This window comes from Streptomyces sp. NPDC044106 (assembly GCF_056433985.1).
Genome location: NZ_JBWKFZ010000014.1, coordinates 1 through 24574, shown reverse-complemented (window position 1 = coordinate 24574; position 24574 = coordinate 1). Strand labels below are relative to the sequence as shown.

Below are 24574 nucleotides of genomic sequence, written 5' to 3'. Positions count from 1 at the left end.
CGGCGACCCGGTCGACGGCTCAGCTCTGGTGCGCCTCGTAGTGGGCGACCGCGTCCGCGGTGCGCCCGGCGCCGTACACCCGGAGGAACTCTGCCAGTTCCGGGTGGGTGGGGGCGAGGGAGTCGGCGGCATCGATGATGTCACCGGCGGCCGCGACGGAGCGCAGCAGCGACTGGATCTCGCGCACGACGCGCTTGACCGTGGGGGCACCGGAACTCGTCGCCGTCGACGAGGTGTTGGTGAGGACGGAGCCGCCCTGGGACTTCTTGATCTCGTCCATGCGGTCGGTGGCCTCGGCGGCGCTCACGCTGCCGTCCGCGACTTGGCCCGCCAGTTCCTGCAGGAGCTGGACGCGCTGGACCACGGCGGGGTTGCCGATCTTGGCGCGCTGCCCGCTCATCAGCTGGGACAGCATGGGCGCGGACAGGCCGAGGACTCCGGCGAGGCGTGCCTGGTTCAGGCCGAGGTCGTCGATGAGGCGACGGAAGAGCGCCCCCAGCGGCTCCCCGTACCAGTTCCGCTGGAGCTCTCGTGCTCTCGCGGTCGTATCTTGCTGTGCGGCGTCCATTTGCGTCTCCCCATCGCTTCCCCTAAGACCGCGGTTCGCTGCCGCGAACCACGTCGTGCATCTTACGGAGCGTGGTCGTCGACCGGGAGCCCCAATCCTTTTGCGGGATCCGGGGGGTGACCCGGTACTCTGGTCTGCGATGCACGGCGGGAGGCGCTTCTTCCGGTCGAGGTGTCGTCTTGGGGCCTTAGCTCAGTTGGTAGAGCGCTGTCTTTGCATGGCAGATGTCAGGGGTTCGACTCCCCTAGGCTCCACAATCGGAAAGCCCCTCTGACCTGCGGAAACGTAGGTCGGAGGGGCTTTTTCGTGCCCTGTGTGCCCACTCTGGCGCGGGTGGTGGCGCGTGGGCGCAAGGGTGGTCAGGTCTCGTGGATGGTCCGGTGGCGGCCGGGGCAGTCGTGGGGGCAAGGAGCGGTCGGAGATCTTCGACGGTGAGGGCACTGCCGAGTGGTTCGGGGAGTTGGTGCATGGCGACGGGCAGGCCGATCGGATGGTCAGGTGGTCGGGGCGAAAGCCGTGATGGCCTTGGTTAGGGCGGCTGGAGCTTCCAGGGGGATCAGGTGGCCCGTGTCCGGGAGCACCGTGAAGTCGGCTTCGGGGAGGTAGGGGAGCAGGTGGTCGACGAGGACGTGGACTGGCTCGACATGGTCGTTCTCTCCAGCGATGACGAGGGCGGGGACGTCGATCATGCGGGTGTACTCGGAGACGTCCTCCGCGATGCCGCGCAGCGGCCACTCCGTGCGGGCGGCGTCGGTGCCGGTGCGTGAATCGGTCACGACCTGTGCCTTGATCGGTTCGGGCAGGGCGGTCGCGGTGAGGATGTTGTCCCGTGCGTAGGCGACGGACTCCTCGGAGTCGTAGGCGTGGGAAAGGGTTTCCCGGTACTCCGGGGTGATCTGCGCGGCCGGTTTCGCCGGGCCGGAGCCGACGAGGATGATCCCGCGCAGGGCGGCGGGACGGGTCGCCGCGATGAGCTGCGCGACCTTGCCGCCCATGGAGTGGCCGACGAGCAGGTAGTCGGTGAGGCCCGCGTCGGCGATCACGGCGAGTGTGTCGTCGGCGAACCGGCGGAGGGTGTAGGGGCCTGTCATGTCGCTGGAGCGACCCCAGCCGCGGAAGTCGACGGTGAGGATGTCGCGACCCACAAGACGGTCGACGACGAGGTCCCAGGTGCGGGCGGAGCCACCCCAGTAGTGCAGGAACACGAGGGTGGGTCCGGTTCCCGGCCGGTGGTCATAAGCGGGCAGGAGCGGCTGCTGTGTCGTGTTCATCGTGGCTCTTCCGTTCGGCATTCATCGGCGCCCATCGGCGCCCATCGGCACGGCATTGCGGGGCGGTTTTTCCGTGTCCTCATTGAATGCCTGCGGTTGTGCCAGGGCATCGGCGTGAGCGGTCGCTCGATGGTGAAAACTGGACTCATGGCCGTGATCAGGCAGATGACCTACCAGCCCGTCGGGTGCGATGCCGCCGCTGTCGAGACGATGACGTTCGACCGCCTCCGCGAGATCAACGACGGCGGGACACAGCGTGCCGACTTCCATGTCCTGGCGGTCGTCGATGCCGGGCACGGATCCGTCACGGTGGACTTCGTCCGGCATCCGCTCCGGGAGCGGTCCGCGGTGTGGGTGGCCCCAGGAGCGGTGCATCGATGGGATGACATCGCCGGTGTGGCAGGGCACGTCGTGCTTTTCGTGCCGACGGCGCCGGTCACCTCCGCCACCCGGGACCTCGTCGCGGCCCCCGACCTGGTCGCGCACTGGAGCATTTCCGACGCCGACTGGCCGTTCGTCGACACCGCGCGAGACCATCTCCTTCTCGAAGCGTCCGCCCCGCCCGGTGGTGCCTCGGCGGAGCTGCCCGGGATTCTGCTCTCCGCCCTCATCGCCCGGCTCCGGCCGCCGCACACCGAGGCGCGGGCGACGCATCCGGTGTTCCGCATGTTCAGGGCCAGTGTCGAGGCGCACTTCCGGGAGCATCACGACGCCGGTTACTACGCCCAGGCCCTCGGATACGCGCCCCGCACCCTTTCAAGGGCGGTGCAGCAGGTCACCGGCCGGACCGCGAAGGCGTACATCGTCGAGCGGCTCGTCCTGGAAGCCAAGCGGCTCCTCGCACACGACCGCCTCACCTCGGCCCGCTGCGCCGGCGCGCTCGGTTTTCCCGACGCGTCCAATTTCTCGGCGTTCTTCCGGAAGGCGACAGGTATGCGCCCGGGCGCATGGCAGGCGACGGTGGTGCCGGAGGTGGAATAGCGCGGGGTTGCGGGTAGGAGCCTGCACGGCGACGCATGTTTCGTTCAGGACGACTGTCCGGCTCTGCGCCCCGGCCCGGAAGGAACCGTCAGTGAGCGCTCCCGCGCCCTCCCGCCGCACGGGCGGACTCGTCGTCGCCGTCGTCCTGGTCATCGTCGGCGCCGTGGTCGTCTCGATCGCCGTCGCCGTGTTCGGTGGGAGCCCCCGACCCGGCCCTGAACCGCTCCGCCGGCCGACCGCTCAACCGGTCGAGCACACCGGCGGGCCCACCAGCGAGCACACCAGAGGGCCCACCGGCGAGCCGACGAGCGGCCCGGCCGCCAGTCCCACGCCGGAAGCGAGCTGCCTGCTGTACGACTTCGAATGCCAGGCCGGTGATGGCTCCGGCGGCGTCACCCTCCAGCCGTCCACGCCGCCCGTCGGGACAGGAGCCACCGGCGGGAACGGTGGTCTCCTCGGCGGCACCGGCTGACCACCGGGCCTGCGCCCGAACCCAGGCCTGCGCCCGAACCCGGGCCCTCGCCCGAACCCAGGCCCCCGCCCGAACCCGGGCCCCGCAGACGGGGAGAGCGCCCAGACAGCGCTGAGCGGCCGGGCCGCACGCTCGTGCGATCCGGCCGCTCCGGCCGCTTCCGTCCGCTGTCAGATCAGCGGTCGGAGTCCCAGGACTGGTTGTGGTGGTAGGCCAGGCCACTTCCGTTGGAGCCGGCGATGGCGGCACCGGTCTGGTCGGTGGCCCCGTCGTGGTACGGGTTGTCATGGGCGGCCGCGGCGCTCGCCATGCCAAGGACGGAGACGACGGCCAGGGCGGTCGCGGCGACGGTGGTACGCAGACGCATGGGGAGTCCTCATTCTGTTCGGAAGACGCTGTCGAGATCGTCTTGCCCGTCGGCGACCGGCTGAGCCGGAGCCGGCCGCAAGCTCACCCGAACAGCGCTTCACACCACGCGTATAGAGGAACGCATACGGAGTCGCGTGGAAGTGAAGTTCGTCTTGGCCGGTTCTGGCCCGCGTGGCAGCGGCAGGCTTCCGTAGGCTCGGCAGCACAGGATTCGCATGTTCACGAAAAGCCCAGGGGGTCGGCGTGCTGTGCGCATTCGCCTTCGAGCGGGTCGGTGTCGTGGTGAGCGACCTCTACTTCCTGAACCCGTACCCGCTGGACGGCCAGGAGTCCGCCGAGCGCGGCGTACGGCTGGAGCTACGAGTCTTCGAAAGTGGCGAGCTGCCCGGTTCCATGTATTCGGCGCGCCCCATCACGATTGGTCGCCCGCTGTGGCGGTTGGATCTCCTCCAGGACGCGAACGCCGCACCGAACACCTTCGACCGCACGCACCATCACCCCGGCATCGTCGGCTGGGAACCCGGTCCGCGGACTTTCGTCGAGGAACTGTCCGACGATCCCCTGGCATGGCTGACGAGCAGGCTCACGGACATCTCCAGCCTGCTGCACGAGGCCGGTATCTCCCCGGACGACATCTCGGCGGCGGACGCGGACGGTCTGCGCGCAGCGGCGCCCGACATCGTGGGCACCGTCCGCCGGATGCTGGAGCGGGTGTGGGCCGGCGAACTCGGCCGACGACAGGTTGATCCGGTGGGTCCGGACCCGGTGGGCTCGGATGTGGACGGTCCGGGCGCGGGTGGCCCGGATTCAGGAGTGGTGACCAGCGTGAGAGTCGGCTGGCTCTAAGCGGAGTCAGCTGGCTCTAAGTGAGGGCCAGTTGGCTCCAAGTGAGAGCCAGCTGCCCTGATGGTCGGTCAGCCGCCGAGTGCCGGTTCCGGTTCCGGGTCCGGTCGGGGGACCGGGGGCAGCTGCATGGGGTGGGCGTCGGTGAGGAGGCCGTACTGGGCGGCGCGGGCGCCCGCGGCGAAGCGGCTGGTGACGCCCAGGCGTTGCATCAGATCGGCGATGAGCCGGCTGGCGGTGCGCGGTGAGACCCCGAGGGTGCGGGCGATGGCCTCGTCCTTCATGCCGTCGGCCAGCAACTGGACCAGGGTGCGCTGTTCGTTGGAGAGGCCGGAGGGGTGACCGGAGGGGTAGTGCTCGCCCTCAGGGGCGAGTGGCGGCGCTTCGCGCCAGATGTGCTCGAACACCGCGGAGAACGCGTTGACCAGGGGCGCTCCGCGGATCGTGAGCTGGCAGCCGCGCCCCTCACCGTCGGCGGAGGCGGGCAGCACGGCGTAGTCGGAATCGATGATCACCATGTTGATCGGGATGACCGAGGCGAGCCGCAGCTCCACGCCCGCCGACACCAGGCGGCTGAAGGAGTCGTAGGTGCCGGGTGACATCGAGTCGCGGCGGAGCCTGATGGAGCGGATCTGAATGCCCCGGTCGAACATCTGCTGGCGGAGCGGGCCGAGCCTGCGGCGCAGCCGGGCCGGAAGGCTGCTCTCCGCGTAGGCGGTGCGCAGGGTGGAGCGCGCCGAGTCGGTGACGTCGTACAGCGCCTGCACCATCTCGTCGAGGGTGCCGGCGGCGCTGACCTCGACGCGCGACTGGGAGGAGCCGGTCGCCGGGAGGTACACCTCGAGCAGCGACTCCATCGCCTCGTGCATCCGCAGGGATTCCTCCAGGCTGCGCTGCGCCATGTCCTGCTGCTGCCGGAGCATGCGCATCAGGGCGAATTCCGGATCCACCGGTACGACCCGGTCCCCCGTCTCGGCGGGCCAGCTCACCAATCCGAGGCGGCGCAGAGAATCCCAGGTCGCCCGCGCTTCCGCGGGTGACAATCCGAAACTTTCCGCCAGCTCTTCCGGATCGGAACCTCCGCGTTCGCGCAGCTCCATATAGACGGCGAGCCGAGAGGCTTCGGAGACCTGTGCATTGATGCCGGTTACACGGTTTTTCACAGAGCGGCCCCCCGCGGTGAATGAGCTGTGCACTGTCCAGCGGCTACCGACGCGTAGGTGGTCACTCTAAGGCGGCCTCGCAGGTGAGGGCGGTAAGTGAGAGTCAGATCACGCTTCGGGCGCGGGGCTTGTGACTATCGGTATGGACCATCACCTTTGCGGCCCCCTATCGCCGCCCTCGCCTCTCGCCCCTCGCTCCGCGCCACTCGATGGCGAAGATTTGCCATGGCGGAATCCAGCCAGCGCCACCCACTTGTTCTGTGAATCTCCGTCACTAGCCTCGAACGCACGGGGGATGGACAGAAGGGAGCCGGGCATTCCGGCTGCCTTCGGTAAGTGTGCTCCCCCGCGAATTCACCGGTAATTGCGACAAGTATGCAAGGCGGGGGAATGAACGAGACGGCCATGGCCCAACCAATCGCCAACCTGATCCGTAGCGCGCAGGCGGGGAACCACCGCGCGGTGAACGATCTGCTGCTCCACATCACGCCGTTCGTACGGCGGCTCTGCTCCTCGGTGGACGCGGGCCACCGGCCCGAGGCGGTCCAGGAATCGCTGCTCGCCGTGTACCGCGGGCTGCGCACCCTCAAGGAACCCGCGGCGTTCTACGGCTGGGTGCGTGCCGTGACGGTACGGGAGGCCGCGCGTACCGCACGGCGCGCGGGGCAGGTCGCGACGGCGGAGCTGGTCGACCAGCCGTCCCCGGCCGACCCCTCGCTCGGCGTCGCCATCGCGGACGTACTGGAGCGGCTGCCCTCGCACCAGCGGGACATCCTCACGCTGCGCGCGGTCTACGGCCTGGAGGAGCGGGAGACGGCGCGCGTCCTTTCGCTGCCGGTCGGCACGGTTCGCTCCCGGCTGCACCGTGCCCGGCGGAACTTCCAGGACGCCTGGAGCTGACCCGGCGCGCTGTGTGACGGCGGGGCGGGGGGGCGCCGCTGCCAAAGCGACGCCCCCCCGGCGCCCGAGGTCAGAGCTGCTCGCGCAGCGGGGTCGGCCACTGCGCCGGGTCGTCGCCGAGGTAGCCGCCGAGCCACTCCGCCCAGCGTTCCAGGCCGAAGGCCCAGCAGACGGAGAAGCCCGGCTGCCCGGCGAAGGCGATGTCGAAGCCCTTGCCGAAGTGCTGGTTGTGGTAGTTGAGCGAGGAGATCGCGACGCCGGAGCCGTCGTGCGCCATCCGCCCCACCAGCTCGTACTTGACGTCCATCGCCGCCTGGTACTGGGCCAGCTGCGGGCGGGCGCTGGTGAAGAACGGGTCCGACGCGGGCTGCACCTTGCACGGCAGGCCGAGGCTCTCGGCGAGGGAGAGAAGTTCCTCGAGGACCTGGGCGTGGAAGGCGCGGGCGCCGGGTCGGTCACCGACGTACACGATCTCGCGCATGCTGAACGACCAGCGGCGGGTCGGCGAGGTGTCGGCGGTGGCCTTGCCCTCGTAGCGGCTGCACTGGCCGGTGGCCGTGACGGTCAGGGGCTCGTCGAGGCGCGCGCCCTGGAAGCGCTCGAAGAGGCCCAGGCAGGTGGCGGGCGCGAGGGCGACCGGGGTGAACTCCAGCTCGGCCGCGCGGGCCGCCGGGTCGGTGGCGGTGCCGAAGCGGTCGAGGGCGTCCAGGTCGGGGCGGACGACGCCGGCGGCGGTGATGTGCTGCGGGAAGTTGCCGGTGTAGCCGGCCTTCTCCAGCGTGGTCCAGGGCAGCAGTGCGGGCACCGTGTACTCGGCGGCGCCGAGCCGTGCGGCTCGCTGTCCGAGGAGCCGTTCCAGGGTGCGGATGAGGAGCGCGTTGCGGGGGCCGCTGACGAACAGGCCGGGGCCGATGCGGCCGTCGGCGGGGGTGTCGCCGAGCGGGCCAGGGGCGGCGGGCGCCGCGGGTTCGGCGGGCAGGTCCCAGCGGTCGAGGCGGGTGCGGTCGGCCCGTTGCGGGGCGCCCGCGAACCGCTTGAACGCCTCGCCGAGGAACCGCTCGACACGGTCGGCGTGCGCGTCGTCGGCGGCGCCGAACTCGACCCGGGGCACGGACTCCAGGTGGATCCGGGCGTCCTCGGTGCCGTCCAGGCAGTAGCGCAGCATCGCGGCGAACTCGCGGCGGTCGTCGGGGTGCAGCTCGCCGGGGGCCAGCCAGGTCCGCCGGAGTTCGGCGGAGGCCGCATCGACGACGGCCGGGGCAATGGTGTCGGTCATGCTCGTGGAACCTCTCTCCATCTCACACACGGGGCACGCCGCCGACGGGCTGCGGCCGTCGTGCGAGTCGCGCGAGGACATTGCCGATCAGCAGCTGTCCGTGGTCGTCGAACTGGGTCATCAGGGACTCGGGGTGGAACTGCACGCCCGCGAGCGGCCGGCTCTCGTGCTCGACGGCCATGGCCACCCCGTCCGGGCAGCGGGCGGTGACCCGCAGGCCGGGCGGCAGGGACCCGGCGTCGGCGTACAGGGAGTGGTAGCGGCCCGCGGTGAAGCGCGGCGGCAGACCGCGCAGCAGCTCGCCGCCGCCGTCCACCACCGAGACCGGCGACGGTCTGCCGTGGAAGGGGCGGTCGAGCACGGCGAGGCGCCCGCCCAGGTACTCCACGATGGCCTGCATGCCGAGGCAGACGCCGAACACCGGGATGCCGTGGTCCTCGGCGACGCGCAGGGTGCCCGCCGTGTCGTGGTCGTCGGGGCGGCCGGGTCCGGGCGAGAGGACGAGCAGGTCCGGAGCGACGTCCGCGACCAGGGACTTGTCGAAGCCGCTGCGGTACGTCGAGACGCGGGCGCCCGCCTGTCGGAGGTAACCGGCCAGGGTGTGCACGAAGGAGTCCTGGTGGTCCACGAGCAGCACGCGCGGACGGTACGCGGAGCCGCCGTCCCCACCCGCCCCGTCCCCACCCGCCCCGACAGCCGCCACCCCGCAGGCGACCCGGCCAGCCACCCCAGCTACCCCAGTCGCCGCAGTCACCTCGCCCGCCCCGACAGCCCCACGGGCCTCCCCGACCCCGGAGCCCCGCCCCGCCTCCGAGACCGACAGATCCGTGAGCACGTCGAGCAGCGCCTTCGCCTTCAGCTCCGTCTCCCGCTCCTCGGCCTCGGGCACCGAGTCGTAGAGCAGGGTCGCCCCGGTGCGCACCCGGGCGCGGCCGTCGCGCACCTGCACGGTGCGCAGGGTGAGGCCGGTGTCCAGGGTGCCGTCGAAGCCGACGCGGCCGACGGCGCCGCCGTACCAGCGGCGCGGGGAGCGTTCGTGCTCCTCCAGGAACGCGACGGCCGCGTGCTTGGGCGCGCCGGTGACCGTCACGGCCCACATATGGCTGAGGAAGGCGTCCAGCGCGTCGCGCTCGGGGCGCAGCACACCCTCGACGTGGTCGACGGTGTGGATCAGTGTCGAGTACATCTCCAGCTGGCGGCGGCCGATGACGCGGACGGTGCCGGGCTCGCACACCCGGGACTTGTCGTTGCGGTCCACGTCGGTGCACATGGTCAGCTCGGCCTCCTCCTTCTCGGAGGCGAGCAGGGCCTTGACCTGTTCGGCGTCCTCGATGGCGTCGCGCCCGCGGGCGGCGGTGCCGCTGATGGGCGCCGACTCCACGCGCCAGCCGGTGCCGTCGGCGGTGTGCCGCGCGTGGACCCGTACGAACATCTCCGGCGAGGTGCCCACCAGGTGCTCGCCCTCGCCGAGGTTCACCAGCATCTGGTACGGCGAGGGGTTGCGGGCGCGCAGGGCGCGGAACAGCTCGGAGGGCGGGCAGGGCACGGGCCGGTCGAACGTACGGCTGGCCACGACCTCGAACATGTCGCCCGCGCGGAACCGCTCACGCGCGACGTCGACCAGCGCGGCGTACTCGCCCGGGGCGTGGTCGCCGACCGGTCCTTCCGCGGGGTTCCCGGCGCGGAACGGCCGCGCGGGTGTGGTCCGCGGCAGCCCGTGCGTGGAGCGGCCGTGGGCGGTGAACTCGTAGCGGTGGCGCCAGGCGGTGCCCGCGGCCCGGTCGGTGACGGTCACCTCGTCCGGCAGGTGGAGGACCAGGTCGCGGTCGTGCGCCGAGCGTCCGGGCTGCCGTGGCGGTACGGGGTCGAAGGCGAGCACGAGGTCGTAGCCGAAGGCGCCGTAGAGACCGAGGAAGTCACCCGCGGGGCCGGACAGCGCGTCGCGTACGGCGCGCACGAAGTCGAAGGCGCCGGGCCTGCGCGACCGGTCCTCCTCGCTGAACATGTCCTGGCCGGGCGTGGCGCGCACCAGGCCGGTGAAGCCCGGCTCGTCGGCGCCACCGAGCTCACGGACGTCACGCAAGGTCCGCCGCGCCGCCGCGCGCAGCACGGGAAGCAGCACCTCGCCGCGCCCGTTGAGCGCGCGGACCTCCACCGTGCGCAGGCCGCGCAGCACGATCTCGACGGGCGGGTCGACGTAGCCGACGGCGTGGCGACGGTAGCGGCCGGGGGATTCGTAGTCGGAGCGCAGGACGGCGCCCCTGCGGGTGTCCAGCGCGTTCTCCAGCTCCCGCAGGGCGGACTCGCCGTCGACGGCGGTGCGGGCGCGCTCGACGCACACCCCGGCGCCGGTGGTCCACTCCTGCGGGAGCGGAACGGGCAGAGGATGGGTGGTCATCTCAGTTCAGCACCCCGTCCAGAGCCGGAATGGAACCGTCCGTCAGACCGGCGGCGAGGACGTTCCGCTGCACCTTCCAGGTGGCGGTGTGCGGCATGTGCTCCCAGGCCACGTGCACCGGATCCGGGAACTCGGGCAGGTGCGCGACGGCGGCCTTCCACGCGGCGCGGTCCAGCGGCTGGTCCCTGCGGGTGCTCACCACGGGCCGTACGGTGTCGCCGACCCGGACGAAGACGGCCTCGGTCAGCTCGGGCAGCGCCTCGATGAGGGAGTCCTCGGCGGCCAGCAGGCTCTCCAGGCCGTCGGTCTGGTCGAACTCACGGTCCATCAGGTGCACACAGCCCCAGCGGGTCTTGTAGCCGATGTCCTGGAGGTTCCACCAGCCGTCGTCACACCGCTCGTCGTACAGCTCCTGCTGGCCCACGTAGGTGAGGGCGACGCCGGATGACCTGGCCTGGATGTAGCCGTTGCGGGTGCCCTCGTCCTGCGGGCGGGGCCGGATGCGGGCCTTGGTCATGCCGGGGAAGACGAAGCCGACGCAACGTCCGTCCGCCTTCTCGATGTTGCGGCGGGTGTAGATGCGCATGGTGACCGGGCCGGTCTCGGTCTGCCCGTAGGTCTGGATGAAGAGCGGGGAGCGCCGCCTGCTCGCCCCGAGCAGGGTGCGGATGCTGCGCGGGTGGATGGCGTCGAACGTGCTCATGAAGATGCGTACGCGCTCGAAGGGCCCGTCCGGGATGCCGGCCAGCTCCTCCCAGTGCAGGTACATGTTGGGGTGCGCCTCGACACAGCCCGGCCTGCACTCGGAGAGCACCTCGCGCACGCTGTCCACGTCCGCGCTCGCGAGCGGCGCGATGCCGATGCCGAGCTGGAGCGCGGTGGCGAGGGCCGCGTAGGTGCGGGCGTGCACGAAGGAGATGCACATGGCGAACGTCTCGCGGTAGCGCAGCAGCTTCGCCATCTTCGCCTGGGTGTTGATGGGCAGCTGCGTGCCCCGGCGCGCGGCGGCGACCAGCTTGGGCACCCCGGTCGTACCGGAGGTGTGGGTGATCAGTGCGGGCGCGTCCTCGGGGATGTCGGGGTACGGCGGTGCCTCGCCCGGCGCGATCGCGGCCAGCGAGTCGAACCCGTCCTGCTCGCCGTGGGTGAGCAGGACGGACGGGGTGTGCTCGCGCAGCGCGTCGGCGTGCTCCCCGGCGCGCGCAAGGACGGCCGGATCGGTGAGGAAGTGGTCCGGCCGCAGCCGGCTCATCATCGTCACCACCGTCGGCCACTCAAGGAACGGCGCGAGCATCGCGGGGACCGCGCCCACCCGGCCGATGGCGCAGGCGAGGAAGAGGATGTCGGCGTTGTGGCTCTTGAAGACGGCCACGGTGTCGCCGGGGCGCACGCCCGCGGCGTACAGCCGGGCGGCCGTCTCCTCGACGAGCCCGGCGGCCTGCGCGTAGGTCGGCCGCAGGCCGAGCCCGGGCGCGAGGTCGAAGGGCCGATCCAGGTAGAACAGCGAGTCGGGGTACTTCTTCGCGGCCTGCTGGGTGATCAGACCCAGCGTGAACAGCTTCCCGGGCTTCGGCAGATCGTCGGGCAGGTGCATGCGCGGTCTCCTCTCCTGGAGGGGACGGGAGACGGGTGCGGCGTCTCGGGCGTGGGTGGCGGCGTACGGCGGCGTGCGGCGGAGCGAGGGCACCGGGCGCCGACGGCGGTGGGGGACACCGTCGGCGCGGTCGGTGATCAGTGGCTCAGCCCGTGGTGGCCAGTCGGCGCGTGGGCTTGAAGGCGAAGGCGGCACGGGCCGGCGCCGAGCTGCGGCCGTCGGCCTCGATGCGGTCCAGGTACCACTGCACGAAGCGGCGCACCTCCGCGCGGTCCAGGTCGAAGCGCTGGGCGCCGACGCCGCAGACGGACTCGGTGTTCGTCTGGTCGAAGCGCTTTCCGTTGATCATGTACGAGGCGTAGAACTGGATGCCCTCGTCGAGCTTCAGGTCGATCGCGGTGAGCAGGCCCCGGTTGGAGACGAAGCGGGGCTCGCGCAGTCCGGCGAGGGCGAAGACCTCCTCGATGACCTCGCCGACCGTCGGAGAGCCGCCGTTGTTGAGGTGGTAGACGGTGCTCAGCGCGCCCTCGCGGCCGATGGCGACGGCGTTCCTCGCCACCAGGTCGACGGGGACGAGGTCGCACTCGATGTCCGGGTCGGCGATGATCGGCACCCGCCGGTGCTGGAGCAGGTTGCCGAACTCCTTCTCCACGGCGCGGCGGAAGCGCAGCGCGGACGAGACGAAGCCGTACATGCCGGTGAAGCTGGTGGCGGCGCCGGTGCCGGAGTGGCCGATGACGATGGAGGGGCGCAGCACGCGCCACGGCAGGCCGGAGCCCGCGACCTCCTGCTCGCCGATGGTCTTGGTGGCCTCGTAGACGTTGTTGGCCGACTCGGTGTCGCCGGGGAACTCCTCGTGCATCAGGCCGGTGCGCCTGCCCGCCACGTACGCGGTGCTGACGTGGTTGAACACCGGCTCGCCGAGGGCCTTGGCGAGCGCCAGCACGTTGCGCGTGCCGGTGACGTTCATCAGATTGATCTCGTCGGCGTGCCGGTCCTCGTACTTGAGGGAGGCGGCGACGTGCCAGAACGTGCCGGGCGCGGTGCCTCCCGCGGCGGCCAGGAACCGGTCGGCGGAGCCGGGCAGCGCCTCGTCCGTGATGTCCCCGGCTATCGCGCGGGTGCGCTCAAGGATCGCGGGCAGCAGGCCGGGGACGTCGTACATCTCGGCCGCGTGGCCGAGGGCGTCGTGCAGGCGGCGGGTCGCGGCCTCGTCGTCGGCGCCGCGCACCAGGCACACCAGGTGGTCGGAGGTCTGCTGGAGCAGTTCCAGCGCGAAGGCGCCGCCGACGAACCCGGTCGCCCCGGTGATGACGTGTACGGCGGGTGTGACGGGCGTGACGGAAGTCGTGGTGGCGGTCACTGTGCGGACTCCTGGGAGGTGTCGGGCAGGGTGGGGCTGTGGTGGGCGCGCAGGTGGGCCGCGATGGAGGCGAGGCTTTCGAAGACCTCCGGCGGGACGTCCATGTCCCACTCGACGGCCAGCCGCTCCTCGATCCGGCCGAGGAGCAGGGTGAACGCCCAGGACTCCAGGCCGATGCTGTTCAGCGGGGTCTCGGCGAGGCCCGTCGCGGGCAGGTCGGCCCGGTCGGCGACGACCTCGCGCAGCAGTGTGCAGAGCACGGCGAGCAGCGCGTCGCCGCCCTCGGGGACGGTGGCCGGCGCGGTGGCCGCCGCACCGGGCGATTCGGCCGCGCCACCGGCGGTGTCCGGAACCCGCTCGTCACCGGTCTGCGGGGCGACGGCCGCCTCGCGGGCCGCCAGCGAGTCGAGGAAGCGCTGGACGCGGGCCTGGAAACCGTCGCCGTCCTCCATGTACGGGAGGTGGCCGACGTCGTGCATCCACTCGACCTCGGAGTCCTCGATGAGCCGCCCGGCCTCCGCCCCGAGCGCCTCGTTCCACATGTCGTCCTTGTCGCCGAGCAGCAGCAGCGTCGGCTGCTTGATGGCGGCGAGGAGTTCGGGCCCGTCGGTGACCTGCGTGGCGCACTTGAGGTTGGTGAGCATCGGGTCCGGCGGGTGGATGGCCGTGAACGCCGAGCGCAGTCCGAGGTAGCCGGTGGCGCCCATCTCGCGCATCGCCGCCTCGCTGAAGACGACCGAGTACAGGTGGTCCCAGAGGGCCTGCGTCCCGCCCAGTTCGAGGGAGTTGATGCAGGCGCGCTCGGTGGCCCTGCGCCGGATGCCGTCCGAGGGCGTGCAGGACGGGCCGGTGAGGATGAGGCCGTCCACGCGCTCGGGGTAACGGGCCGCGAAGTCCCGGCAGATGAAGCCGGAGGCGGAGGTACCGAGCAGATGGGTGCGCTCGATGCCGAGACCGTCGAGCAGCACCCGCAGGTCCTCGACGTGGTCGTCCCAGGTCATGTCCGGGGAGACCGACGAGGCGCCCTGGTTGCGCAGGTCGTAGGTGAGGACCCGGTTCCGCTTGGCCAGCTCGGCGGTGAAGTTGCGCCACATCGGGGCGATGATGAAGAAGTTGTTCACCAGGGTGAGGTGCGGGCCCTCGTCCCCCTGGATCTCGTAGTAGAGCTCGGTGTCGTCCGAGACGCGGAGCGTGCGCTCCGCGGTGTAGCGCAGGTCGAGCGTAGGTGCGCTGGTCATGGCCTTGCCTTCCTTCCGGCTCAGGCGCGCAGCAGCCGCTTGAGGATCTTGCCCGCGGGGCTGCGCGGCACGTGGTCGATGAACTCCAGATGCCGGGGGCGCTTGTACGGCGCGAGGCGCTCGGCGAGGTGGGCCGTCAGCTCGGCCCGGGTGACGGGCGGTGCGGTGTCGTCCGGCGCGGTGCCGTCGTCCGGGGCGCTGTCGCCCGCCCCGGCGGGGCCGGTCACGATGTACGCCTTCGGGACCTCGCCGTAGTCCGCGTCCGGGACGCCGACCACGGCCGCGTCGCGCACCAGCGGGTGCGTGAGCAGCGCGCGTTCGATCTCGGCGGGGTACACGTTCTGCCCGGCGCGCAGGATCAGGTCCTTGCGCCGGTCGACGAGGTGGATGAGTCCGCTCCCGTCGACGCGGCCGAGGTCGCCGGTGCGGATCCACCCGTCGACGGTGATCTCCTCGGTGGCGGCCGAATTGTTCCAGTAGCCGCGCATCAGGCCGGGGCCGCGCACGGTGATCTCGCCGACGGTGCCGACCGGCAGTTCCTCGCCGGCCTCGTCGAGTACGCGTACCGACATGCCGGGGATGACCCGTCCCGCGGGCAGCGGCGCGTCGGTGGTGGCGGCGAGGTGGTCGGCCGGGCCGAGCGTGGCGAACGGGCCGCCCACCTCGGTCATGCCGTACACCTGCCGGAAGCCGCAGTCGAGCCGCTCGGCGGCCTCGGCGTGCACCTCGACGGGCATCGGCGCCGCCCCGTACATCACCTCGCGCAGGGAGCCGAGGTCGGCGCTCGCCATGCCCTTGCTCTGCAGCAGGAAGCGGAGCATCTGCGGGACGAGCCAGACGTGCGTGGCACGGTGGCGTTCCATCGCCGCGAGCGCCCGCTGCGGCGTGAAGCCCGGCAGCAGTACGACGGTGGCGCCCGCCGCCAGGTAGGTCAGGATGACGGTCATGCTGCCGTGGTAGAGCGGGCAGCAGTTGACCAGCACCATGTCGTCGGACGGCGCCGCCACGGCGAGCCAGCCGAGCGAGATGCCGCGGAACGAACCGTGGTCGACGGTGACGCCCTTGGCCCGGCCCGTGGTGGCCGAGGTGTGCAGGATCGCGGCGAGGTCGCTGTCGGCCACGTGCGGGAACCGGAAGAGGTCCCCGTCGTCCGGGGCGGCGTCATCGGCGTCCGCGGCGTCCCCGGCCTGCGGAGCGGTCAGCTCCGCGTACTCCGGGCCGTCCACCGCGAGGCGCATCCGCACCGGCAGCCCGGGGTGGCGGTCGAGGAGCGCGGCCTCGCCGAGGATCACGCTGACGCCGGTGCGCCGCACCATGCCGGTGACCTCGGTCGCCGTGAGGCTGTGGTTCAGCGGTACGAAGAGGGCGCCGAGCCTGGCCAGCGCGAAGTACGACTCGATGACCTCGACGCGGTCGAGCGAGAGGACGGCGACCCGGTCGCCCTTGGAGACGCCGCGCGCCGCGAGAGCGCGCGCGAGCCTCGCCGTGCGCTCATCCAACTCGGTCCAGGTCACCGAGCGTTCGGCGTCGATCAGCGCCGTGCGGTCCCCGAAGCACTGCCGGTTGCGGTGCAGGACCTGGCCGAGCCACATCAGGCGGCTCCCGCTGCCGGGCGGCGCGCGGCGATCATGCGCTCGTAGTCGGCGATGGAGGACAGGTCGTCCATGTCCTCCGCGGTGACCTCCACGCCGGTGCGCTCCTCGATGAGCAGGACCAGGCGGACCAGGTCGCCGGAGTCGACGCCGCTCGCGCTGAGGTTGGCGTCGTCCGTGATCTCGCCGCCGAACTCCGTCAGGCCGGTCAGTTCGACGAGCATCTCCCGTACGGTGCTCATGCGTTGCCTTTCGCTGTGGTGCCGCTGAAGGTGTTGTCCCAGGACCCGTCGCCGACGGGGCAGTCGTGCACGGCCAGCGGTTCACCGGCCGGCACGGACCAGGGCAGGAACCGGCTCGGGACGGAGCCGGCGCAGAAATCGGAGAACTCCTCGTGGGGCGGTCTGTGCCGCTCGGAGAGGACGGCGAAGACCGGGTCGACGGGCTTGAACACGCCGTCCTCGTCAAGGACTTCGCACCAGGCGTGCTCGGCGTCGAGCACCCCCAGGTAGCGGCCGCGGCGGGTACGGGCGGTGAGCCCGTCCGCCTCCGCCCGGCGCCGGAGCTCCAGGGAGCAGACCGTGCAGTCCATGATCCCGAGCCGCTCGGTCTCGGCCGGGTCGGTGCGCAGAGCCGGATGCATCCACTGGAAGCGGTAGGGCCCGTCGCGCAACACGCTTACCAGCGTGTCGAAGTGGCGCCTGGCGGTCGCCGAGAGCAGCGGGGCGCGCCGGCCGGAGGTGGTGACCCGGCCGGTCAGGCGCAGTGCCGCGGCGTTCTCGACGACGAGTTCGCCGCCCTCGCGCACGGCGGGCTGCTCGCACTCCAGCGCGTCGACGCTGCCGCCGAAGACCTCGGGCGTGGGCAGCGCGATCCGCCAGCCGCCACCCGGGCAGCGGGGTTCGCGGCAGCGCAGCCGCCAGTCCAGCGTCCAGTGGCGTGGCGGGGTCCAGGTCTCGGGGGCGCCAGAGGCGAACCGGAGCATCATCCGCTGCCCGGCCAGCGGGACGCTGCTCACGGCGCCGGAGTAGAGGGCCGTGTTGGCCAGGTCGTGGTAGTCGAAGCGGAGGCCGGCGCCGGACCCCGCGTGGGCGAGGCCGCCCGCCGCGAGCCGGTCGAGGAGCGCGTCGTCGCAGCCGAGCAGGGCACGCGCCTCGTCCCGCCCCACCCGCAGCTCCCGGAACCGCTCCGGCATCGGCACCAGTTCGCGCAGCGCCGAGAGCCAGGGCCGCAGCGCGGGATCCGCGCCGTCGTCCCCCTCGGGGGGCGGCGCGGCGGCGCGTGCGCGGACGTCAGAAGACATGGTGGCGCGGTCCTTCCTGGCAGGCGGGGCGAGCGAGGGCCACGAGCGCGCGGCGGGGCGCTCGGGCGGTACGGAAGCGGTACGGGAGCGGTGGGGCGCTCGGGCGATGCGGAAGCGGTACGTAAGGAAGTGGCCCGCAAACGGGCACAGGGCCTGCGCGCCGAAGCGGCACGCACCACAGAAGAGTCCGCCGCACCGCCCCGGCTATCCCTCGCCGGCCGGAAAAGACGGTGTGGCGTACCCCATAGCCCCGCCGTGGATTGCACGGCCGTTCCGCGACCTCATCACCGACGGGGGTGTCCCGCCCTCAGCCCTGTCACGCCCCCCTCCGCGAAAGGGAGTTTGAGAAGTGTTCGAAAGGCTGTTGCACCTGCTGGAGAGGGGACCGCGGCGTCTGCTCTGGACGGTCGGACTTCTCGCGCTCGTCTGTCTGGCGGCCGGCGGATCCCAGATGAAGTCCATGACCATGGGCGTGGACGACTACGACGACTCCGGGTCGGCCGCGGTCAAGGTCCTCGGCGACGTGGAGAAGGCCACCGGCGCCAGCCTCGAACAGGGCTACGTCGTCCTCGTCGATCTCGACAAGCCCGTGGACCCCCGGTCCGCCGAGCGCCCGGAGCGGCTGCGGCGCGCGATCGACCTGATCAAGAAGCGCCCCGAGGTCACGGACGTCGCGGACTTCGTCTCCGCCAAGAACCCCGCGATGGTGCGCGAGGACCACCGGAGCACGTACTTCGTCGCCTCCGTGAAGGGCTTCGCGCCGGGCGACGCCGTCACCAAGGCCGTCACCGCCACCCAGGACGCCCTCGACGCGGACAAGCAGCTGCGCGACAGCGTCACCCTCGGCGGCCCGACCGCGTCCAACGTCGAGGCCAGCGCGATCTCCAGCGAGGACCTCGGGAAGGCCGAGGCACTGGCCTTCCCGATCCTGCTGATCCTGCTGCTCTTCATCTTCCGCGGCGTGATCGCGGCGCTGATCCCGCTCGGCGGCGCCCTCGTCGCCATCGCCGTGGCGCTCGGCGTGCTCGGCGCGGTGATGACCGTGCTCGACCTCTCGATCTTCGCCCTCAACCTCGTGATGGCGCTCGGCATCGGCCTGTCCATCGACTTCAGCCTGCTGATCATCTCCCGCTTCCGCGAGGAGCTTCGGGCGGGCCACGACACCCGCGACGCCGTCGGCAGGACCATGCGCACGGCCGGCCGCACCGTCCTGTTCAGCGGCCTGACCGTCGCCGTGGCGCTGGCCTCGCTGCTCGTCTTCCCGCAGCGCTTCCTCTACACGATGGGCATCGCAGGCATCGCCACCTCCCTCGGTGCGCTGATCTTCGCGCTGCTCGGCCTTCCCGCGCTGCTCACCGCGCTCGGCGGGCGCATCAACAAGTGGGCGCCCAAGAGCTGGCAGCGCTCCCAGGAGCTGAGCGCGGGCAACGAGTCCGGCGGCCGCTGGTACCGCTTCTCGCACGGCGTGATGCGCCGCCCGGTGAGTGCCGCGGTGGCCGCGAGCGCGGTGCTCGTGGTCCTCGCGCTGCCCGCCTTCGGCACCAAGTTCACCGGCATCGACTCCGCCTCGATGCCCGCCGACTCCGACGCGGGCCGGGTGTACGCGACGCTGGAGAAGGACTTCCCCGGCTCGCTCCAGTCGCCGGTCCACCTCATCTCCGAGGCGCCGAAGGACGCGGGGGCCAAGCTGGCCGACTACCGCGAGCAGCTCTCGGAACTCGACGGCGTCGCCGCCGTGACCGCGCCCCGCCCGATCGGCGACGGCATGTGGGAGACCCAACTGGCGCTCAAGGACGCGCCGTTGTCGCTGGAGGCCCAGGACACCCTGGACGCGGTCAAGGCCGTCGACGCCCCGTACCCGACGGTGTCCACCGGCAACACCGCGCTCTACGACGCGATGATGAGCAGCCTCGGCGACCACCTGCCGCTGAGCATCATCCTGATGTCGCTCACCACGCTGCTCATCCTCTTCGCGATGACCGGCTCGGTGGTGCTCCCGCTGAAGGCGGTCATCACCAACCTGCTCACCCTCGCGGGCACCCTCGGCCTGCTCGTCCTCGCCTTCCAGGACGGGCACTTGGCGGGCGCCTTCGACTTCACCGGCCAGGACGCGCTCCAGCCGACGATGCTCATCATCCTGCTCGCCGTGGCCCTCGCGATGTCCACCGACTACACCGTCTTCCTGTTCTCCCGCATCAAGGAAGGCGTCGACCAGGGGCTCCCGGACCGTGAGGCCATCGCGGGCGGCCTGGAGAAGGTCGGCCGCACGGTCACGCTGGCCGCGGTGCTCTTCTGCATCCCGATGGGCGCCCTCATACTGTCCCGGCTGATCTTCATCAAGCAGCTCGGCTTCGGCACGGCCGTCTCGGTGATCATCGACGCCACCCTCGTACGCGCCCTGCTCGTGCCGTCGCTGATGGCACTGTTCGGCAAGGCCAACTGGTGGGCGCCCGGTCCGCTGCGCCGCTTCCACACGCGCTTCCTCAGCGGACTCCAGGAGCGGGACGAGCCCGCCGCGCCCCCGGCGGCGGTCGCCGGACGCGAGCCCGCAGGCACCGGACGGGAGGCCTGACTTGACCGCTGACACCGCGCTCCCCGAGCGCCTTCAGGAGCGCTTCGACGAACTGCTCCGCAACGACGAACGGGTCGAGCCGCACGACTGGATGCCCGACGGCTACCGGCGCATGCTCGTACGGCAGATCGGCCAGCACGCCCACTCGGAGATCATCGGCATGCAGCCCGAGGGCGCCTGGATCGCCCGCGCGCCCTCGCTGCGCCGCAAGGCCGTACTCCTCGCGAAGGTGCAGGACGAGGCGGGGCACGGGCTCTACCTCTACGCGGCGGCGCAGACCCTCGGCGTCAGCCGCGGCGAACTGCTCGACGCCCTGCACAGCGGCCGCCAGCGCTACGCGGGCACGTTCAACCACCCGGCGCTCACCTGGGCGGACACCGGGGCCATCGCCTGGCTCACCGACGGCGCCGCCGTCATCAACCAGGTGCCGCTGTGCCGCACGTCGTACGGCCCGTACGCCCGCGCCATGCTGCGCATCTGCCAGGAGGAGACCTTCCACGTACGCCAGGGCTTCGACTCCCTGCGCGCGCTGTGCCAGGGCACGCCCGAGCAGCGGCAGATGGCGCAGGACGCGGTGAACCGCTGGTGGCTGCCGGCCGTAGCGCTGATGTTCGGGCCGCCGGACACCCCGGCCAGCAAGGACCGCGCGGCTGCCTTCGGGGCGAAGCACACCGCGCGGGCCATCGCCTGGGGCATCAAGCGGCACCCCAATGACGAGCTGCGCCAGCGGTTCGTCGACATCTGCGTGCCCCAGGCCGAGGAGCTCGGCCTGAGCCTGCCCGACCCGGCCATCGCCTGGAACCCCGAACGCGGCCACCACGACTTCACGCCCGTCAGCTGGGACCAGTACCGCGAGGTGCTCGCGGACGACTCCCAGTGCGCGCGGCAGCGCCTCGCGCACCGGGTCGCCGCGCACGAGGACGGGGCCTGGGTACGGGAGGCCGCGCTCGCGGCCGCCGCCCGGGACGAGGCACACGAGGCGGCCCGTGCGAGCGCACCGGCCGCCGACCAGAGCAGAGGGACACCGTGATGAGTACGTACCCGACCACGAGGGCCGAGACGCCCTGGGAGGTCTTCGTCAGAACCCGCCGCGGCCTGGGCCACCAGCACGTCGGCTCGGTACTCGGCGCCGACGCCGACCTGGCGATGGCCAACGCGCGCGACCTGTACACGCGGCGCGGGGAACCGTCGTCGATCTGGGTGGTCCGCTCCTCGGACATCCGCGCCACCGCGCCGGACGAGAAGGAGCCGCTGTTCAGCAGCGGCACGGGCAAGCCGTACCGGCTCTCCGAGCAGTACGCGGCGCCGGCGGGCGGCAGCGACCATGGGCACTGAGACCGTGACCGCGCCCGCCCCGTCCGCGCCGCGGGACACCATCGCGCCGCGGGACACCGCCGCGCTGGAGGACGACACCGCGCGGTACGCCCTCGCCCTGGGCGACGACGCCCTGATCCTCTGCCAGCGGATCTCCGCCTGGGTGACCAGGGCGCCCTCCATCGAGGAGGACCTGGCGCTGTCGAACATCGCCCTCGACCTCCTGGGCCACGCCCGCACCCTGCTCGCGTACTCCGCCGAGCTGACCGGCCACGGCGACGAGGACACCCTCGCGTTCACCCGCACCGAGCGGCAGTTCCGCAACGTCCTGCTCGCCGAGATCCCCAACGGGGACTACGCGCTCACCCTCGCGCGTCAGCTCTGCCTCACGCACCACACCAGGCTCCTGTACACCGCGCTCACCGACTCCGCGGACCCGGCACTCGCCGCGTTCGCCGGAAAGGCGGTCCAGGAGTCCGCGTACCACTGCACGCACGCCGAGCAGTGGACGGTCCGGCTCGGCACCGGAACGGAGGAGAGCCACCGCCGGATGCAGGCGGGGCTCGAACAGGTCTGGCCGTACACCGCCGAGCTGTTCGCCTCGGACCCGGTGACCGCACGGCTCGTGGCGGACGGTGTCGCCGTGGACCCGGCGGGCCTGCGGGCCCCGTGGGACGCGGCCGTCGGCGGTGTGCTGGAGAAGGCCGGGCTGACCCTGCCCGTGCCGAACTGGCATGCCCGCGGCGGCCGGGACGGCCTGCACACCGAGGGGTTCGGGCCGCTGGTCGCCGAACTCCAGGCGGTGCACCGGCAGTACCCCGGGGGCACGTGGTGACGGCGGTACGCGAGCGGTTGTCCCCCGAGCGGGTCCGAGAACGGGTCGGCGCGGTGGCCGACCCCGAGCTGCCGTTGATCACCCTCGGGGAACTGGGGGTGGTGCGCCAGGTGACGGCGGGCCCCGACGGGACCGTGGAGGTCACCGTCACGCCCACCTACACCGGCTGCCCCGCCATGGACACCATCGTGGCGGACATCCGGGCCGAACTCGCCCGCTGCGGGCATCCGGACGGGCGGGTGCGGACCGTCCTCGCGCCCGCCTGGACCACCGACTGGATCACCGCGGACGGCCGCCGCAAGCTCGCCGAGAACGGCATCTCACCACCGGGCAGCCGGACCGCGCCGCTCCACCTGCGGCTCGGCACCGGCGTGGGCTGCCCGCACTGCGGCTCGACGGCCACCCGGCCGCAGAGCCCCTTCGGGGCGACGCGCTGCCAGTCCGTGCTGGTCTGCCTCTCCTGCCGGGAGACCTTCGGCCACATGAAGGCGATATGACACCACGAGACGGAGCTGTCCGTACCCTCATGGAGCGAACGCAGAGCCCCGACCCGCCCGGCCCGGCCCCGGCCGGACCCGGCTTCCACGCGCTGCCGGTGCGCCGGGTGGACCGGCTCACCGACACGGCCGTGGCCGTCACGCTCGGGGTCCCCGGCGAACTGGCCGCCACCTTCGCCCACCGCCCCGGCCAGCACATCGCGGTACGCCACCGGCTCGCGGGCGCGGACGGGGGTGAGGGCGCGGAGATCCGGCGCAGCTACTCGATCTGCGGGCCGCCCGTCTCCGCGCCACCCGGGACGTTGCGCATCGTCGTCAAACAGCTGGGCCCCGGCGGCTTCGGCGAGTACGCCGTCACGCGGCTCAGCGCGGGCGACACCCTCGAAGCAGGCCCGCCGAAGGGCAGTTTCACGCTCGCGGACCGGCCCGGCGCGCACCACGTGCTGATCGGCGGGGGCAGCGGCATCACCCCGCTGCTGAGCATGGCGACCGCCGCGCTGCGCGACGACCCGGGGTGCAAGGTCTCGCTCGTCCACGCCAACCGCACGGCGCGCTCGATCCTCCTCGCCGAGGAGGTGGCGGACCTCAAGGACCGCTACACCAGCCGGTTCTTCGTGCTGCACGTGCTGTCCGGGGAGGAGCGCGAGTCCGAGGTGCTGTCGGGCCGGATCGACGCCGCGAAGCTGCCGCGCCTGCTGGCCGGTCTCGGCGCGGGGCCGCACGACGCCCGCACGCACTTCTACCTCTGTGGCCCGTGGGGCCTGGTGGAATCGGTGGAGCACGTCCTGCGGGAGCTGGGCGCCGACCCGTCCCGCGTACGCCGGGAACTGTTCACGACGGAGCCGGACGCGCGCGACGCCCGGACGGACCGCCGGGGCACGGCCGCGGGCGACGGCGGGGCCCGGATCACGGCCACGCTGCACGGCCGCAGCACCGAGGCCGAGATGACCCCGCAGGACCCCTCCCTGCTCGCGGCGGTCCTGCGGCACCGGCCGGAGACCCCGTACTCGTGCCGCGACGGCCTGTGCGGCTCGTGCCGCGCGCGGGTGGTCGACGGCAAGGTCGTCCTGGCCCGGCGCTACGCGCTCACCCAGGAGGAAGAGGACGCCGGCTACACGCTGCCGTGCCAGGCGCGTCCGGCCTCGGCCCACGTACGGCTGGACTTCGACGCGTAGCCGGGCCACAGGCACTGGGCCGGACACAGACGTCCGGACACAGACGTCCGGACACAGACGAAGAGGGCCGGAACCGCATGTCGCGGTTCCGGCCCTCTCTCGCGTCGGTGCGTCCGACGTGCCGCTACTTGGCGGGTTCGGGCTCCGTGGCCTCTTCGGCGTCCGGCTCACTCGCCGGGTCGGTCGGTGTCTTCACGGAGTCGAGGAGGAGTTGTGCGACGTCGACGACTTGGACGGATTCCTTGGCCTGGCCGTCGTTCTTCTTGCCGTTGACGGAGTCGGTGAGCATGACGAGGCAGAACGGGCAGGCGGTGGAGACGATGTCGGGGTTGAGGCTGAGGGCCTCGTCCACGCGTTCGTTGTTGATGCGCTTGCCGATGCGTTCTTCCATCCACATGCGGGCGCCGCCGGCGCCGCAGCAGAAGCCGCGTTCCTTGTGGCGGTGCATTTCCTGCTGGCGCAGGCCGGGGACGGCGGTCATGATCTCGCGGGGCGGGGTGTAGATCTTGTTGTGGCGGCCCAGGTAGCAGGGGTCGTGGTAGGTGATCAGGCCCTCGACCGGTGTCACCGGGATGAGCTTGCCCTCGTCGATGAGGTGCTGGAGGAGCTGGGTGTGGTGGATGACCTCGTAGTCACCGCCCAGCTGCGGGTACTCGTTGCCGAGCGTGTTGAGGCAGTGCGGGCAGGTCGCCACGATCTTCTTCGCCGACTTCGGCTTGGCGGATTCCGGGGTGGCCTTGCCGTCGTCGTCGAGCTCCTCGCCGAACGCCATGTTCAGTGACATGACGTTTTCCTGGCCGAGTTGCTGGAAGAGGGGTTCGTTGCCCAGGCGGCGGGCGGAGTCGCCGGT

The 24574-nt window shown here is 71.9% G+C and carries 23 protein-coding genes and 1 tRNA gene; 11 read left to right on the top strand and 13 right to left on the bottom strand.

The annotated features are described in order from the left end of the window. Nucleotides 1–19: 19 nt before the first annotated feature. On the bottom strand, nucleotides 20–568 hold the full coding sequence (locus AC07DI_RS25420; RefSeq protein WP_384252483.1) for a helix-turn-helix domain-containing protein: 549 nt from the start codon (nucleotides 566–568) through the stop codon (nucleotides 20–22). A 181-nt stretch (nucleotides 569–749) separates the two neighbouring features. On the opposite strand from AC07DI_RS25420, the gene AC07DI_RS25415 reads away from it, so the two are divergent. Further along, nucleotides 750–822 (top strand) — tRNA-Ala (locus AC07DI_RS25415). Between the two features lie 240 nt (nucleotides 823–1062). Here AC07DI_RS25415 and AC07DI_RS25410 read toward each other — a convergent pair. Next, nucleotides 1063–1839: an alpha/beta fold hydrolase gene (locus tag AC07DI_RS25410; RefSeq protein WP_478906225.1), complete on the bottom strand. Its 777-nt coding sequence runs from the start codon at nucleotides 1837–1839 to the stop codon at nucleotides 1063–1065. Between the two features lie 147 nt (nucleotides 1840–1986). On the opposite strand from AC07DI_RS25410, the gene AC07DI_RS25405 reads away from it, so the two are divergent. Together AC07DI_RS25405 and AC07DI_RS25400 are read left to right on the top strand one after the other, a co-directional pair. Beyond that, nucleotides 1987–2820: a helix-turn-helix domain-containing protein gene (locus AC07DI_RS25405; RefSeq protein ID WP_478906224.1), complete on the top strand. Its 834-nt coding sequence runs from the start codon at nucleotides 1987–1989 to the stop codon at nucleotides 2818–2820. Nucleotides 2821–2911: 91 nt separating this feature from the next. Beyond that, entirely contained in the window at nucleotides 2912–3292 is a 381-nt protein-coding gene (locus AC07DI_RS25400; protein ID WP_478906223.1) for a hypothetical protein, read from the top strand. A 175-nt stretch (nucleotides 3293–3467) separates the two neighbouring features. Here AC07DI_RS25400 and AC07DI_RS25395 read toward each other — a convergent pair whose 3' ends face one another. After that, entirely contained in the window at nucleotides 3468–3659 is a 192-nt protein-coding gene (locus AC07DI_RS25395; RefSeq protein ID WP_384252473.1) for a hypothetical protein, read from the bottom strand. 245 nt (nucleotides 3660–3904) lie between these two features. Between AC07DI_RS25395 and AC07DI_RS25390 the strand changes: the two genes are divergently transcribed. After that, entirely contained in the window at nucleotides 3905–4507 is a 603-nt protein-coding gene (locus tag AC07DI_RS25390; RefSeq protein WP_478906222.1) for a hypothetical protein, read from the top strand. Between the two features lie 68 nt (nucleotides 4508–4575). Here AC07DI_RS25390 and AC07DI_RS25385 read toward each other — a convergent pair whose 3' ends face one another. Continuing rightward, nucleotides 4576–5493 (bottom strand): helix-turn-helix transcriptional regulator, encoded by a 918-nt coding sequence (locus tag AC07DI_RS25385; protein WP_478906221.1) that lies wholly within the window; start codon nucleotides 5491–5493, stop codon nucleotides 4576–4578. 579 nt (nucleotides 5494–6072) lie between these two features. Between AC07DI_RS25385 and AC07DI_RS25380 the strand changes: the two genes are divergently transcribed. Continuing rightward, nucleotides 6073–6567, top strand: coding sequence for an RNA polymerase sigma factor (locus AC07DI_RS25380; RefSeq protein WP_384252465.1), 495 nt, complete (start codon nucleotides 6073–6075; stop codon nucleotides 6565–6567). Between the two features lie 70 nt (nucleotides 6568–6637). Here the strand turns inward: AC07DI_RS25380 and AC07DI_RS25375 are convergent, their stop codons facing one another. The 8 genes from AC07DI_RS25375 to AC07DI_RS25340 all read right to left on the bottom strand — a co-directional run bounded on the left by AC07DI_RS25375 (nucleotide 6638) and on the right by AC07DI_RS25340 (nucleotide 17331). Then, nucleotides 6638–7843 carry a class-II aminoacyl-tRNA synthetase family protein gene (locus tag AC07DI_RS25375; protein WP_384252462.1) on the bottom strand — a complete coding sequence of 402 codons (1206 nt, stop codon included), beginning with the start codon at nucleotides 7841–7843 and terminating at the stop codon, nucleotides 6638–6640. 22 nt (nucleotides 7844–7865) lie between these two features. Beyond that, entirely contained in the window at nucleotides 7866–10241 is a 2376-nt protein-coding gene (locus AC07DI_RS25370; protein WP_478906220.1) for an anthranilate synthase component I, read from the bottom strand. Nucleotide 10242: 1 nt separating this feature from the next. Then, nucleotides 10243–11835: an AMP-binding protein gene (locus AC07DI_RS25365; RefSeq protein WP_478906219.1), complete on the bottom strand. Its 1593-nt coding sequence runs from the start codon at nucleotides 11833–11835 to the stop codon at nucleotides 10243–10245. A gap of 145 nt (nucleotides 11836–11980) precedes the next feature. Beyond that, on the bottom strand, nucleotides 11981–13198 hold the full coding sequence (locus AC07DI_RS25360; RefSeq protein WP_384252454.1) for an SDR family oxidoreductase: 1218 nt from the start codon (nucleotides 13196–13198) through the stop codon (nucleotides 11981–11983). Continuing rightward, nucleotides 13195–14436, bottom strand: coding sequence for an alpha/beta fold hydrolase (locus AC07DI_RS25355; protein WP_478906218.1), 1242 nt, complete (start codon nucleotides 14434–14436; stop codon nucleotides 13195–13197). Before AC07DI_RS25355 ends, AC07DI_RS25360 begins: the two co-directional genes overlap by 4 nt. A gap of 20 nt (nucleotides 14437–14456) precedes the next feature. Next, nucleotides 14457–16028: a class I adenylate-forming enzyme family protein gene (locus tag AC07DI_RS25350; RefSeq protein WP_478906217.1), complete on the bottom strand. Its 1572-nt coding sequence runs from the start codon at nucleotides 16026–16028 to the stop codon at nucleotides 14457–14459. After that, nucleotides 16028–16270, bottom strand: a complete 243-nt coding sequence (locus AC07DI_RS25345) for an acyl carrier protein (RefSeq protein WP_384252447.1) — start codon at nucleotides 16268–16270, stop codon at nucleotides 16028–16030. Before AC07DI_RS25345 ends, AC07DI_RS25350 begins: the two co-directional genes overlap by 1 nt. Further along, the gene (locus tag AC07DI_RS25340) at nucleotides 16267–17331 is read right to left on the bottom strand and encodes a hypothetical protein (protein ID WP_478906216.1); all 1065 of its coding nucleotides are present in this window, start codon (nucleotides 17329–17331) and stop codon (nucleotides 16267–16269) included. Before AC07DI_RS25340 ends, AC07DI_RS25345 begins: the two co-directional genes overlap by 4 nt. Before the next feature lie 349 nt (nucleotides 17332–17680). Here AC07DI_RS25340 and AC07DI_RS25335 point away from each other — a divergent pair, with 349 nt between their 5' ends. From AC07DI_RS25335 to AC07DI_RS25310, 6 genes are read left to right on the top strand one after another with little or no spacing between them, the layout of a single operon-like run. Beyond that, entirely contained in the window at nucleotides 17681–19903 is a 2223-nt protein-coding gene (locus AC07DI_RS25335; protein WP_478906215.1) for an MMPL family transporter, read from the top strand. Between the two features lies 1 nt (nucleotide 19904). Further along, entirely contained in the window at nucleotides 19905–20933 is a 1029-nt protein-coding gene (paaA, locus tag AC07DI_RS25330; RefSeq protein WP_384252440.1) for a 1,2-phenylacetyl-CoA epoxidase subunit PaaA, read from the top strand. Then, nucleotides 20933–21238 (top strand): 1,2-phenylacetyl-CoA epoxidase subunit PaaB, encoded by a 306-nt coding sequence (gene paaB, locus AC07DI_RS25325; protein ID WP_478906214.1) that lies wholly within the window; start codon nucleotides 20933–20935, stop codon nucleotides 21236–21238. Before paaA ends, paaB begins: the two co-directional genes overlap by 1 nt. Continuing rightward, nucleotides 21228–22052 (top strand): 1,2-phenylacetyl-CoA epoxidase subunit PaaC, encoded by an 825-nt coding sequence (gene paaC, locus AC07DI_RS25320; protein WP_384252436.1) that lies wholly within the window; start codon nucleotides 21228–21230, stop codon nucleotides 22050–22052. The genes paaB and paaC overlap by 11 nt, the downstream gene beginning before the upstream one ends. Beyond that, nucleotides 22046–22549 carry a 1,2-phenylacetyl-CoA epoxidase subunit PaaD gene (gene paaD / locus AC07DI_RS25315; RefSeq protein ID WP_384252433.1) on the top strand — a complete coding sequence of 168 codons (504 nt, stop codon included), beginning with the start codon at nucleotides 22046–22048 and terminating at the stop codon, nucleotides 22547–22549. Before paaC ends, paaD begins: the two co-directional genes overlap by 7 nt. A gap of 29 nt (nucleotides 22550–22578) precedes the next feature. Then, entirely contained in the window at nucleotides 22579–23724 is a 1146-nt protein-coding gene (locus tag AC07DI_RS25310; RefSeq protein ID WP_384252431.1) for a 2Fe-2S iron-sulfur cluster-binding protein, read from the top strand. Between the two features lie 124 nt (nucleotides 23725–23848). Here AC07DI_RS25310 and AC07DI_RS25305 read toward each other — a convergent pair. Next, the coding region (locus tag AC07DI_RS25305; protein ID WP_478906213.1) for a (Fe-S)-binding protein at nucleotides 23849–24574 on the bottom strand (726 nt) is incomplete at its 5' end.